11 protein-coding genes are annotated in these 12281 nt (G+C 71.3%); 2 read left to right on the top strand and 9 right to left on the bottom strand.

Translation table 11 applies throughout. The features are described 5' to 3' along the window. Window positions 1-38 precede the first annotated feature (38 nt). The 6 genes from BCD48_RS18760 to soxR all read right to left on the bottom strand — a co-directional run bounded on the left by BCD48_RS18760 (window position 39) and on the right by soxR (window position 6057). Window positions 39-1136 carry an NADH-quinone oxidoreductase subunit B family protein gene (locus BCD48_RS18760; RefSeq protein ID WP_071049707.1) on the bottom strand — a complete coding sequence of 366 codons (1098 nt, stop codon included), beginning with the start codon at window positions 1134-1136 and terminating at the stop codon, window positions 39-41. Then, window positions 1133-1888, bottom strand: coding sequence for a hydrogenase maturation protease (locus BCD48_RS52325; RefSeq protein ID WP_071049706.1), 756 nt, complete (start codon window positions 1886-1888; stop codon window positions 1133-1135). Before BCD48_RS52325 ends, BCD48_RS18760 begins: the two co-directional genes overlap by 4 nt. After that, on the bottom strand, window positions 1885-3639 hold the full coding sequence (locus BCD48_RS18750) for a hypothetical protein (protein WP_312627640.1): 1755 nt from the start codon (window positions 3637-3639) through the stop codon (window positions 1885-1887). The genes BCD48_RS52325 and BCD48_RS18750 overlap by 4 nt, the downstream gene beginning before the upstream one ends. 73 nt (window positions 3640-3712) lie before the next feature. Beyond that, entirely contained in the window at window positions 3713-4669 is a 957-nt protein-coding gene (gene hypB, locus BCD48_RS18745) for a hydrogenase nickel incorporation protein HypB (RefSeq protein WP_071049705.1), read from the bottom strand. A gap of 200 nt (window positions 4670-4869) precedes the next feature. Beyond that, window positions 4870-5226: a hydrogenase maturation nickel metallochaperone HypA/HybF gene (locus BCD48_RS18740; protein ID WP_071049704.1), complete on the bottom strand. Its 357-nt coding sequence runs from the start codon at window positions 5224-5226 to the stop codon at window positions 4870-4872. Window positions 5227-5586: 360 nt separating this feature from the next. Beyond that, entirely contained in the window at window positions 5587-6057 is a 471-nt protein-coding gene (gene soxR / locus BCD48_RS18735) for a redox-sensitive transcriptional activator SoxR (RefSeq protein ID WP_071049703.1), read from the bottom strand. A 103-nt stretch (window positions 6058-6160) separates the two neighbouring features. Between soxR and BCD48_RS18730 the strand changes: the two genes are divergently transcribed. Next, window positions 6161-6970 (top strand): SDR family NAD(P)-dependent oxidoreductase, encoded by an 810-nt coding sequence (locus BCD48_RS18730; protein ID WP_071049702.1) that lies wholly within the window; start codon window positions 6161-6163, stop codon window positions 6968-6970. After that, a complete protein-coding gene (locus BCD48_RS18725; RefSeq protein ID WP_071049701.1) occupies window positions 6967-8037 on the top strand; it encodes an S-adenosylmethionine:tRNA ribosyltransferase-isomerase in 1071 nt (356 codons plus the stop codon). Before BCD48_RS18730 ends, BCD48_RS18725 begins: the two co-directional genes overlap by 4 nt. A gap of 345 nt (window positions 8038-8382) precedes the next feature. Here BCD48_RS18725 and BCD48_RS18720 read toward each other — a convergent pair whose 3' ends face one another. The 3 genes from BCD48_RS18720 to BCD48_RS18710 all read right to left on the bottom strand — a co-directional run bounded on the left by BCD48_RS18720 (window position 8383) and on the right by BCD48_RS18710 (window position 11706). Then, complete coding sequence (locus BCD48_RS18720; protein ID WP_241841839.1) at window positions 8383-9258, bottom strand: SAM-dependent methyltransferase; 876 nt, start codon at window positions 9256-9258, stop codon at window positions 8383-8385. Between the two features lie 272 nt (window positions 9259-9530). Further along, complete coding sequence (locus BCD48_RS18715; protein WP_071049700.1) at window positions 9531-10328, bottom strand: GNAT family N-acetyltransferase; 798 nt, start codon at window positions 10326-10328, stop codon at window positions 9531-9533. 88 nt (window positions 10329-10416) lie between these two features. Then, window positions 10417-11706 (bottom strand): wax ester/triacylglycerol synthase domain-containing protein, encoded by a 1290-nt coding sequence (locus BCD48_RS18710; protein WP_241841838.1) that lies wholly within the window; start codon window positions 11704-11706, stop codon window positions 10417-10419. Window positions 11707-12281 lie beyond the last annotated feature (575 nt).

The following is a 12281-nucleotide window of genomic DNA, read 5'->3' as shown; positions in this document are numbered from 1 at the left end:
CTACCCGAGCCAGTGCCGTCCCTGACTGTCCGCCCGCGTCAACGAACCTGGGAAACCTGCCCGTTCGGACGCCAGCGGGGATCGTAGCCGCTCGTCAGCTCGGGGCCGTTGTGGCGCCAGCGCGGCTCCTTGTTGACGGTTGTGTTCGTTATGCCGCGCATTCGCCGGATGAAGGCGCCGTACGGCTTGATGAACTTTGTGGAGAGGCTGGCGCCGGGTGGCATGTCCATGAACGGCATGAACTTGTCCGGGAATCCCGGCATGGTGCAGCCGATGCAGATGCCACCGACGTTCGGGCAGCCGCCGATCCCGCCCATCCAGCCGCGCTTCGGCACGTTGCAGTTGACCACCGGGCCCCAGCAGCCGACCATCACCTGGCATTTGGGTGAGTTGTAGTCCAGGGCGAAGTCGCCCTGCTCGTAATAGCCGGCCCGGTCGCAGCCCTCGTGCACGGTCTTTCCGAACAGCCACTGCGGGCGCAGCAGCTCGTCCAGCGGCGGGGGCGGCGCCGTCCCCGCCGCGTGGTAGAGCACCCAGGTCAGGGTCTCCATGAAGTTGTCCGGCTGGACCGGGCATCCCGGGATGTTCACGATCGGCAGGCCGCCGGTGGACCGGAAATCCCAGCCGAGGTAGTCGGCCAGGCCCATGCAGCCGGTGGGGTTGCCCGCCATCGCGTGGATGCCGCCGTAGGTGGCGCACGTGCCGATCGCGACCACCGCCCACGCCTTTGGCGCGAGGTTGTCGATCCACCAGTTCACCGTCAGCGGCTCCCCGGTGATCAGATCGTTCCCGAAGGAGGTCCAGTACCCGTCGCCGTTGATGTTCTCGTTCGGGACGGAGCCCTCGATCACGAGGATGAACGGGGCGAGGTCGCCGTGCGCGGCCGCCCGGAAGGGGGCGAGATACTCCTCGCCGCCGAGCGTCGGGGACAGCACCTTGTTGTGAAGGTGCACCGTGGGCAGGCCGGGGACGAGTCCCATCAGCACGTCCTCGATCGCCGGCTGCGAGGCGGCGGTGACCGATACGGTGTCGCCGTCGCAGCTCATCCCCTCCGAGATCCAGAGGATGGTCATCTCGTCGAACCCGCGCGGCGCCGATGTCGCCGCGGCTCCGCTGGGAGTCGGTGTGGTGGTCATCGCACGTTCCTCCGTTCCCTGGCGCAGGCCAGTGCGGCCGCCTCATCCCGGGCCAGTCGGATGACCAGGCGCGCGGCGGCATCCACCGAAGCCGCGACCGGCTCCGACAGGTCCATGCCCTCGTCGAGCGCGGCCGGCTGGCAGCCGACGACGAGGACACGGTCGATGTGCCCCCCGAGGCCGCGCAGCAGCGCGAGAACGGCCTCGGGGTGCAGCCCATGGGCATCGAAGCCCGGCGTGCTCTCGACGGCGCCGGTCGTGGTGGCGTCGCGGGCCGCGTCCGCGGTGTCGACCTCCAGCACCTCCACGGTGCCGGGTGGCTTACCGAGCGGCGCCGCATCCACCAGCACGACCGTGGCGTACCGGCCGTCGAGAAGGTCGTACGCGAGGTGCACGCCGCGGATGCCGTAGTCGGCGACGTCCACGCCATCGGGGACTGGGCCAAAGGGTGCGCGATGATGGCGAAGCCTCGCGCGCCCGGAGGCCGTGAGGTCGGGGACTGGGCCGAAGGGTGCGCGATGATGGCGGAGCCTCGCGCGCCCGGAGGCCGTGAGATCGGGCACCAGGTCGGGCGTTATCCGGCGCACGACCTGGACGCCGAACCCGTCGTCGCCGAGAAACACGTTGCCTATTCCCGCGACGAGAACCCGGGGCGCGGTGGGCCCGCCGGGGCGAGTGCCTCGGCCCGGATCCAGCCCGGTGCGGCCCGGATCCAGCCCGGTGGCCGTCGGTCCGGTGGGCAGCGCGGTCATCGCCCGGGCTCCACGGCCGGTGCCGTCCCGCCGTCGGCGGGGGAGACGACCTCGACCTCGTCGGGGGCGAAGTAATAGTGACGCCCATACCACCGATGCAGGTCCGCACCCGGATCGTCGACGAGGATCACGGCGAGGTGCCGCGCGTCGTCGACATCCAGGAAAACCCCCTCGACGACGGCCTCGCGCCCGTCGAGAAACATGTCCTGCGCATCGCTGCCCCGCCCGCGCGGCCGCAGCCGGACGCGGGCTCCCCTGGTCACCCGTACACCGTCGACCAGAACGGCCTCACGGTCGGGTGACACCGCGGCGTCCGCCTCCGGATCCCACCAGCGCGGCGGGGACGGCTCTTGAGCGGACGCCGTCGCCGGTGGCCGGCTCGGCGTCACGTCGCCGGCGTCGGCGTCAGTGACATCGTCAGTGACGCTGACAGCGACGACGTCGGCGCTGGCGATGGAACCCGTGGCCGCTGATGCTGGGCGCAGGGACCGGACGACGCCGTGGAGGCGGGCGAACACGTCGTCGGGGATGAGCTCGACCCGATCGATGATCTTCGCTGCTCGTGGGTCGGTCGCCCGGGCCTCCTGCTTCTCCTCCTCAGTGAGCGTCATCGTCCGCAGCGAGAGGATCTCGTCGATCTCGGTCGCGTCGAACAGGTCACCCGGACTTTCGGGAGCCACGGCGGGGCGGTCGTACAGGATGATCGGGGCGGACAGGACGACGTCGCTGGTGTCGGCCGCGCCCGCCAGCACCGGGAACGTGCGCAGGTTCTCGCACGCCCGGGTGGCCTGTGCCGCCCAGGCCGGAGGATCGAGCACGGAGAGGAACCGCCCGTCGCGCACGCCGAGCAGGGAATGCGTGGCGAGCAGCGCGCGGTGCAGCGCCTCCTGGCGGGAGGCCAGCGTGGCCAGGTCGGTCGCGGTGTTCTCGGTGACGAGGCGCAGCTGCCACGCGGGGAACGGGGTCGCGGCGGCCCACGCGGACAGGGACACCACCGCGGACACCGGCTGCTGGGTGCGGACGATTCTCGTGTCGTGACCGAGCGGCTCGACCGACTCGGTGGCGGGGAAGAACACCTGGCGCTGGCACGGTCCGGCGATCAGCTCGGACAGCTCGACCGCGATGTCGATCTCGCGCTCGACGGCCTCGTCAAAGGTGAGGTACCGGTGGTCACCGCTGGCCGCCGCGTCGACCTCGACGAACTCTGCCTCGACGAACTCTGCCTCGACGAGCTCTGCCTCAGCGGACCCTGCCTCGACGAGCTCTGCCTCGGTGGACTGGGCGCGCTCGTTCCGTCGCTGTACCGAACGGTGTTGTAGATGCAGGAAACGCAGCCGGATGTGGATGACCGCGCTCGGCGGCGCCTCGACCAGGCATTCGGTCTGCTGCTGCCACGAGTCCGACGAACCCGCCATGGTGACGGCGGGGAGGCAGTTCGCCTCGACCCACGGCCGGGGCGCGAGGACACCGAACTGCCAGCGCACCCGGTTCTTTCCAGACGAACGCCGGTAGGGATAAAGCAGGTAGCCCTCATACAGCACCGCGTCGGCGACCGCCCGCGCCGCCGCGAATCCCGGCGGCGGCGGTCCCAGCTCGGCCGACCCGGAGGGCTCGGCCACGTCGCCGGACGCCTCCGGAGCATCCGGCTGCCCGAGGCGGCTTGGTTCGACCGGCGTGGCCGGTGCGTCCCGCCGAGGCGGCACAGCGACCGGCGTGGCCTTGTCGGTCCCGGCGCCGAGGTCCGCGGTCACGACCGCGGCCCCCTGGTCGTGTCGGCCACCCTCAGTGCGCGGCAGCCCAGAACGATGCGCATATCCACTCCGTTCAGGGCGCGGAGGACTCGACTGGCGCGGACGCTGACAAGGAGTCCGTCGGGTCGGTCGGGGGATGGGGGTGGTGGTGATGTGTCGAGCAGGCCGAAATCTCGGCCTCGCGGTGGCCGCGACGGTGACGAAGCCAGCCGTACCAGGCGGACAGGCCCTCGCCCGTCCGGGCGGAGAGCACCATGACCTCGGCCCGCGGGCTGGCGAGGCGAATATGCCGCTCACAGGCCGCCGCGTCGAAGTCGACATGCGGGAGGAGGTCGCACTTGTTGATCAGGACGAGATCGGCGGACGCGAACATCCGGGGGTACTTGGCCGGCTTGTCCTCGCCCTCGGTCACGGCCGTCACGACGACGCGAGCGCCCTCGCCGAGGTCGAAAAGCGCGGGGCAGACCAGGTTGCCGACGTTCTCGACGAATACGAGCGTCCCAGGCGCCAGCGGAAGCGTGCGCAGCCCGCGGTCGAACATCTCCGCGTCAAGATGGCAGCCGTCGCCCGTGTTCACCTGGACCACCGGCGCACCACTGGCCCTGATTCGGTCCGCGTCGAGCACGCCTTCCTGGTCACCTTCGACGACCGCGATCGGCCATTCGGCGTTCAGCGCGCGGATGGTGCGTTCGAGCAGGGTGGTCTTCCCTGCGCCGGGCGAGCTCATCACGTTTACGGCGAGGATGCCCTGGTGAGCCAGCCAATGACGGTTGGAAGCGGCAATGGCGTCGTTCTTCGCGAGCACGCGCTCCTCGAGGGTCACCAGCTGGGCGCCGGCGAGCCCGCGGCCCGACGGAACGATGGCCGGCCGGTCCCCGGGCCCGGGATGGCCCGCGTGCCGGCCATCCGCCCGCGCCGGATCCCGCTCGTCCTTGTCACGGCGTACCGGATCGTCGCCACGGCGTACCGGATCGACGGGGCCGACGATTCTGGGCCGGGCGTCGCCGTCGCACCCACAGGTCACGCACACCCGTTCCCACACCTCCAACGCGGCGCCATCTGGTGATCTCGGGACTTGCCGCCGGGCATGCGAAGGAAGATCATCTTCGCATGCCCTTTGGCTCAAGTGATTTTGTGAGTCTGCCGCCGGGCATGCGAAAGAAGATCATTTTCGCATGCCCTTTGGCTCAAGTGATTTTGTGAGTCTGCCGCCGGGTATGCGAAAGAGGATCATTTTCGCATGCCCTTTGGCTTAGCCGCCACCTCGACCGACGCGACAGTCAGCTCGTCGCCACCGATCACCTCCACGTCGGCGCTGCCGCAGCCGCACAGTGGAAGCGGGGTGTCGATGACGAAGTCGTCCTGCCCGCAGCTTCGGCAGCGCGCCCGCCCGGGCGGGGTGTCGATGTGCAGGCGGGCACCCTCGGCGACGGTGCCGGCGGCGACCAGATCGAAACAGAAACGGACGGCGTGCGGCGCCACGCCCGATACCTGGCCAATCGTGAGGTTGACCGTCAGAACCCGCTGGTTTGGCACCCGGTCGGAAATCATCTCGACAATGCCCTGTGTCACGGAAAGCTCATGCATGCGCGGTTCGCCTGCCCACGGAATGCCTCCCGATGACTTCCACCGGCCCTATCTTCCTGACGGCTACCGATGACCCTCCGCGACCGTCACCTCGCCCATACAATTTAGCGGGGGCCACGGGACGTGTCGCGCCGAGCGGGTGCGGCGATTCCCGTACCGGCGCGGTCACAGAGGGAGCCGGGCTCGCGGCCGGCGTCTCGCGGGTATTTCCCAAAGGCCTGGAAAACATGATGTGAACCCGGTTACCGGCATGCTCTCCGGGCCGCGTCGGTGAGCGGGTGCGATGCTTTCCGTCGGTATGGTCCGGCGGTCTGGAACTGGTCGAGCCAACTCGGCGTGACGGCCGTCCGCCGGGGCCGGTCAGGCGCCGCGGGGTGGGGAGCCGCGCAGGGCGCGGGGAAGGTAGTTCGCGCCAGGGCCGCGCTGCGCGGTGATGTCGCCAGGATTGGACACGGCGCAGCGTTCCAGCGACAGGCAGCCGCAGCCGATGCAGGACTCGAGCCCGTCGCGCAGCTTGAGCAGGGCGGCGATCTGCTCGTCAAGCCGGGTGCGCCACGACTCGGACAGCAGCGCCCAGTCCTCGCGGGTCGGGGTGCGGCCATCCGGCAGCCTTGCCAGGGTCGCCCTGATCTCGTCCAGCGACAGGCCCACGTTCTGCGCGGCGCGGATGAACGCCAGCCTGCGCAGGACGTGGCGCGGGTAGCGGCGCTGGTTCCCGGTCGTGCGAGTGGTCTCGAGCAGCCCCTGGGACTCGTAGTAGCGTAGCGCCGAGGCCGGGAGGCCGCTGCGCGCGGACGTCTCCCCGACGGTCAGCAGATCGGTCGCCCGCACAGCACCCTCCCTCGCCGCCCCGGCAGCCCTCGCGGCTCATCCCGCCTGCCCAGGCGCATTCCGCCCTTGACTTGAAGTTAACTTTAACTATGACGATCGCCGCATGACCAACGATCCTGTCGCACTGATCACCGGCGCGTCGCGGGGGCTGGGCCTCGCCCTGGCCCGTGCCCTCGCCGAACGCGGCTGGCGGGTAGTCGTGGACGGCCGCGACGCCGCGCGCCTCGTGAACGCCGTGGCGTCGACGCCCTCCGTACCGGAGAAGGCCCCCGGTGGCGCGGGGCTCCGCCAGCATCGCGCCGCCCTCGGCCGGATCATCCCGGTCGCCGGCGATGTCACCGATGCGGCGCACCGGCGGGCGCTCGTCGACGCGGCGGCGCGCCTCGGCCGCTTGGACCTCGTCGTCGCCAACGCCAGCGAGCTCGGCCCGAGCCCGCTGCCCGCGCTCGCCGACGCGCCGCTCGACGCGGTCCGCGCCGTCTACGAGACGAATGTGATCGCGCCGTTGGCGCTGGTCCAGCTGGTGCTGCCGCTGCTGCGCGCAGGCGGCGGAACGCTGCTCACGATCAGCTCTGACGCCGCGGTCGAGGCCTACCCGCGCTGGGGCGTGTACGGGCCGTCGAAGGCCGCCCTCGACCACCTCGCCGCCGTCCTCGGCGCCGAGGAGCCGGCGGTGAGCGTGTACGCGGTCGACCCGGGGGACATGCGGACCGAGATGCACCAGCGGGCGTTCCCCGACGAGGACATCTCCGACCGGCCGCCGCCCGAGCAGGTGGTACCGGCGATCCTGCGGCTGATCGCGACACGCCCGGTCAGCGGCCGGTACCTCGCGGTCGATCTCGCGGCTGAGCTCGCGGCCGGTCTCACCGCCGATCGCCCGGCAGATCTCCTGGCGGCGGAGACCGTTCGATGAGCGCCGTCGCGTTCGACCTGCCGACGGGCCTGGAGGCATCCGCGCCGCCCGAGCGCCGCGACGGCGTGCGCCTCCTCGTCGCGCGTCCGAACGGCGTCCGCCACGCGCGCTTCGACGAGTTCGGCGAACATCTGGCGCCCGGCGACCTGGTTGTCGTCAACACCTCCGCGATGCTCCCGGCCGCCGTGAGCGGTTCCCGTCACGGCGACCGGGCCGGGAACCGCGCGGTGGTCGTCCACTTCGCGACGGCGCTCGACGACGGCGACTGGGTCCTCGAGGTACGGGCGGCGGATCCCGCCGGGGTTCCTGCCGGATCGGCGAAGCCGATCTGGGAGGTCGGTACGGGACCGGTCGACGACCTGCGGCGCGGGGAGCGGATCGCGCTGCCCCACGGCGTCTGGCTGACGGTCCACGCGCCACACCCCGCCGGCCAGGACCGGCTGTGGCGGGCGAGCGTGCCGATCGACGGCGGTGTCGTGCCGTACCTGCGGCACGTCGGCCGGCCGATCCGCTACGCGTACGTGCTCGACCCCCAGCCGATGGACGCCTATCGCACCGTGTTCGGCCGCGACCCCGGCAGCGCCGAGATGCCGAGCGCCGGGCGCCCGTTCTCGACGGACCTGGTGACCGACCTGGTCACCCGCGGCATCCTCGTCGCGCCGGTGCTGCTGCACACCGGTGTCTCCTCCCAGGAGCCCGGTGAGCCGCCGCAGGCGGAACGGTTCCGGGTCGACGCGCACACGGCCCGTCTGGTGAACGCGACGCGCCGGTGGGGCGGGCGGGTGGTCGCGGTCGGCACCACCGCCACCCGTGCCCTCGAGTCGGCCACCGGCCCGGACGGGACGGTGCGGGCCGCCGCCGGCTGGACCGACCTCGTCCTCGACCCCCGGCGGGCCGCCCGCACGGTCACCGGGCTGGTCACCGGATGGCACGCGCCCGGAGCCTCGCACCTGGACCTGCTCGAGGCCGTCGCCGGCCCCGACCTCGTCGCCGCCGCGTACCGCGAGGCGCTGCGTGAGCGCTATCTGTGGCACGAGTTCGGTGACAGCTGCCTGCTCCTGCCCTGAACTGCCTTGGAACCGTCCCGGCTTCCGGCCGGACGCGGCCGTCGTGTCGCATCCCATGCGTTCGGACGTCAAGCCGGGTGATGCGAGGCGATGTGGTGCCGGCGAGCATCCGCGCAGCCCGGCCACAGAAGGTGACAGCGCATTGGTGCAGTGCCAAGCCAGCCACGTCCTTAATTCGGCACCACCTCAGCGACCGCCATACGCCTGTGCCTGTGCCTGGCACCACGTGGGGAGGGCGCCCTAGGCCAAAGTCGCTCCCCCGGAGGATCGGCTGGCGCCGATCTTCCGGGACCCCTGCGGCGATGATGGCGGAGCCTCGCGTGGCCGGAGGCCGTCAGACACGGCCTAGGCGCCCGACACGGGGCGAGCGCGTCCAGCGCCTCGCCCCGGCAGACGCGCGAGCCCGCCGTAGCTGGCGATGTCGGACTCCGGGATGTTCTCGGGCTCGCCGGCGGGCCGCCACCGGTGAACCGGCACCAGCCCCGGATCGGTCAGCTCCAGCCCGTCGAAGAACCGGGCGATCTCGGCCCGGGTCCTGGCCTGGAACGGGATTCCCTGGGAGCGGTAGACCTCCGACACCTGGGCGGCGATCTCCGGGGCGACGAAGTCGGGAGTGGCATGGTTGAGCGCCAGGTAGCTGTCCGGGGCCAGGGCGTCCAGCAGCCGGGAGACGATTCCGTCTGGTCCCTGTCCGTCTGGCACGAAATGCAGGATCGCGAACAGGGACAACGCGACCGGTTCGTTCAGGTCGAGCGTCTCCCGCACCTCGGGCGAGGCCAGGATGCCGTCCGGGTCGCGAAGATCGGCCTCAAGGTACGCGGTGCGTCCCTCGGAGGTGCTGGTGAGCAGGGCCCGGGCGTGGGCCAACACGATCGGGTCGTTGTCGACGTAGACGACCCGGGCGTCCGGGGCCACCCGCTGGGCGACCTCATGCAGGTTCGGGCTGGTGGGGATCCCGGTGCCGACGTCCAGGAACTGGCGGACGCCGGCCTCGGCCAGGAAGGCCGTCACTCGGGTCATGAACCGGCGCGCCTGCAGCGCCGTGGTCCGAATCGACGGGAAGAAGGCGAGCGCGGCCTCGCCGGCCGCCCGGTCGGCCGGGAAGTGGTCCTTCCCACCGAGGAAGTAGTCGTACATTCGCGCCGGATGCGGGACGTCGGTACGAAGATCCAACGGTGGTCGGCGCCCCGTCGGCAGTTCCGCGCTCTCGTCCTCGCCCACGATGCCCACCTCCGACCTTGGTGATCCGCCGCCCGCCAGGGCCCGCCAGGAGGCGCGCGCCTGGGGCCTGCCGCGTTGTGTCGTGCCGTCAGGCCCGGGTGGTTCGATTATCACGAAGCGGAGGGACGGGACCGCACGGACCTACCAGAACGAACACGTACCGTCACCATTCGCGTCCACGCTCGCGCTCGCGTCGCGACCGGACCGGCTTGGGCCTCTGCCGCCGGGTCGACTCCACCGCCATCACCATCGCCGGGCGGGCCGGCGGATGGTCATTGACCGGGCGCGCGCTGGAGTTGGACCTGATGTTCGGTGTCGGTGAAGCCGAGCGCGCGGTAGACGCGGATGGCCTGGTCGTCGGGGTCGGCGACGATGACCAGCGTGCGAGCGCCGAGCTCGCGGACGCCCCACTGCCCAAGGCCGTGGACGACGGCCGAGGCCAGGCCGCCCCGCCGAAAGTCCGGGTGGGTCTCGACGTTCTGGTAGCGGGCGAGCTCGCCGCCGTCGCCGACCAGGCCCGCGCCGGACCGCAGCCGGCCGTCGACGAAGGCGCCGAACCAGATGCCACCACCCGCCTCGCAGAGCCGGCGTTCTTCGGTGACCGCCCTCGCGATGAACAGCCGTTCCTCGGCCGATGGTTCCTCGTCGTCATGGCAGACGGCGCGGAGCTGGGCCGCCTGTGCCCAGTCGTCGTCGCCGACCAGCGGTCGGATGGCGGCGCCCGTCACCGGGCGGGTGGGAGGAACGAGCCGAGTGGCGGTCAGGACCGAGTTCACCTCCACCGTCACCCCGAGCCGGGTGAGCTCGGATTCGTCACCGGCATCGCCGTCGCCACTGTCCACGCCCAGGGCGAGATGCGCTGCCCGTGGGAACGCGTCGGCGAACGTGGCCGCCCAGCGGTCCGCGTCGCCGCGGCGCGCCGGGCCGTCGACCAGGATGAAGTTCCCCCACCAGAACCCGGGGTTGGCCGGGGTGCGGACGACCAGGTGAGACGCATGCTCAGTGATGAGAGAGCCCGTCAGCCTCCGCACCATCAAATCGGTCCGGTACCCGAGCGAGGTCACCTTCATTTCGTGATCATAGAGCCGCGCGCGAACGGGACCGCCGGCGCGGAGACCTGGTTCGTCCGGCCCGGCGGTCCTTGTCGGGTGGTCCTCGTCAGGTCGTGGCCGTGGTGGCCGTCGCGGGGGCCGCGGGGGCCGCGGCCTGGGCTGGGACGGCGGTGAGGCCGGCGGCCTGCTCCAGGCGGTCGAGTTCGGCGAGCCAGAGGCTGACCAGCCGGGCGCCGTCCGGCACGTTGCCGTTGACCGCGACGGACAGCGCGGCCGTCGGGCCGAGGACGCCCAGCATGACGAACAGGCGCTGCCCGGGAAGAAGTACCGGGATCGGCATCCCGCCGGTGACCGGGCAGCCCGCCACAGCCATCGGACCGGACAGGACGCCGACGTTCGACGTGGTCACCGGCACCCTTCGGGAATCCATTCCCATCGCCACCGCCATGGACCCGAAGCGGGCCGGGATCTTCTCGAACCACCAGCGCTCGCCCGCCGCCACGTTCTCGGCGCCGCGGTAGCGTGACGTCTGCCGCCGTATTACCTCGAAACGGCTCCAGGGCGATACCGGACCGCGGGGCAGGGAAACGCGTGCGCCCACGACATAGTTGCCCAGGCCGCCGAACTCCTCTTTCCGGCGGATGCTGACCGGCATCAGCGCCCGTACCTCGCGGCGCCCGCCGACCGGCCGCGACCAGGAATCGAGGGCGCCGGCCAGCGCGACCAGGAAGACGTCGTTGACGGTGGCGTCGTAGGTGCGGGCGAGAGCGCGCAGCCGCTCGGCGTTCGTCGTCGCCCAGTGCAGGTTGTGACGTCTCGACCATGGCCGTGTCAGTGCCTCCAGGCTGCCGGCCGGTGCTGCCCAGCCGAGGAGACGCCCCAGAGCCACCGCCAGCACGCGGGGGGTGACCTGCCCATCGCGCCCCCGGCGCGGCGGCGCGGCGGCCGGGCCTTCGCCGAAGAGCATGCCCAGTACCTGGTGCAGCGCCGCCCCGTCGAGCCAGATGTGGCTGGCGCGGAACAGGACATGGAACTCGTCCGCGCCGGGACCGGGCAGCAGGCAGATCTCCCACGGCGGCGCGTCCAGCGAGATCGGCGCCCGGCAGCGCCACTCGACGAAGCCCCGCAGCTCCGCCTCTCCCGCGCTCGCTGACAGGTGGTGCTCCCGGACATGGGCCGATACGTCGAATCCCGGCTCGGGTATCCAGGCGGGCCATCCGGACCGGCCCGCGGCGGCCACGAGCCGGTGCGTCAGGACCGGGAACCTCCGCGCCCGGTCGAGCACCGCGGCTCGTACGGCGGTGAGATCGCAGGTTCCCGCCACCCGCAGCAGATAAGCGACCGCCAGCGGCGCGGCACTGTTTTTCCGCTGATAACCGAGAAGTGCGCTGTCCATCCTGCTCAGCGGATGAGACCCCGTTTCGAAAACCGCCTCAGGACGCATTCAAACCCCCCACATCGCAGGACGACCTTCCCCGTCGATGGTCCGAAAAAACGAGCATGACGACGGAGGAGTTACACCTGCCGTACGAACGGGAACGACCATGGAACCGTAGGACGGCGTAGTCGCCGTTGATTCATCCGCCCGTTCTGCGCAGCGATACCGGAGGTTCGCGGGAAACCATTCCTTGGTTTCCGACCGGGCCTTCCCGCGCCATGGGCGCAATCGGTGTCCCGGGGAAGCCGGGCGGAAGAGGTGACAGTCCCGCCCACGAGGTGCCAGTGGCCGCGAGGCGCCCGTCGCGCCTATTGCGGCCGTCACGGCCGTCACGACCGTCACGGCCATGACCGCCGTCACAACAGTCACGGCGGTCACGGCCGCGTGGGCCTAGGGCGAGCGAGCCGCGGTCGCTCATGATCGCCACGAGCGTGTTGTCGTGGTCGTGATTTCGCCGGATCCACAACCGGACGGCCACTGGTAACCCGGCGACGACGCGCGGCGTTGGGCGGCCGGCCGCCGCGGCGGCCGCG

The sequence above is a fragment of the Pseudofrankia coriaricola genome, assembly GCF_001854805.1.
Classification (GTDB): Bacteria; Actinomycetota; Actinomycetes; order Frankiales; family Frankiaceae; genus Pseudofrankia.
Note: the sequence above shows the minus strand (reverse complement) of the source record. Positions and strands in the feature narration are given on the sequence as shown.

Bases quoted from the DNA above. Each gene is read 5' to 3' on its own strand.
- BCD48_RS18760 (WP_071049707.1), bottom strand. From the start codon at position 1,136: ATGACCACCACACCGACTCCCAGCGGAGCCGCGGCGACATCGGCGCCG.
- BCD48_RS52325 (WP_071049706.1), bottom strand. From the start codon at position 1,888: ATGACCGCGCTGCCCACCGGACCGACGGCCACCGGGCTGGATCCGGGC.
- BCD48_RS18740 (WP_071049704.1), bottom strand. From the start codon at position 5,226: ATGCATGAGCTTTCCGTGACACAGGGCATTGTCGAGATGATTTCCGAC.
- BCD48_RS18730 (WP_071049702.1), top strand. From the start codon at position 6,161: ATGACCAACGATCCTGTCGCACTGATCACCGGCGCGTCGCGGGGGCTG.
- BCD48_RS18725 (WP_071049701.1), top strand. From the start codon at position 6,967: ATGAGCGCCGTCGCGTTCGACCTGCCGACGGGCCTGGAGGCATCCGCG.
- BCD48_RS18715 (WP_071049700.1), bottom strand. From the start codon at position 10,328: ATGAAGGTGACCTCGCTCGGGTACCGGACCGATTTGATGGTGCGGAGG.
- BCD48_RS18710 (WP_241841838.1), bottom strand. From the start codon at position 11,706: ATGGACAGCGCACTTCTCGGTTATCAGCGGAAAAACAGTGCCGCGCCG.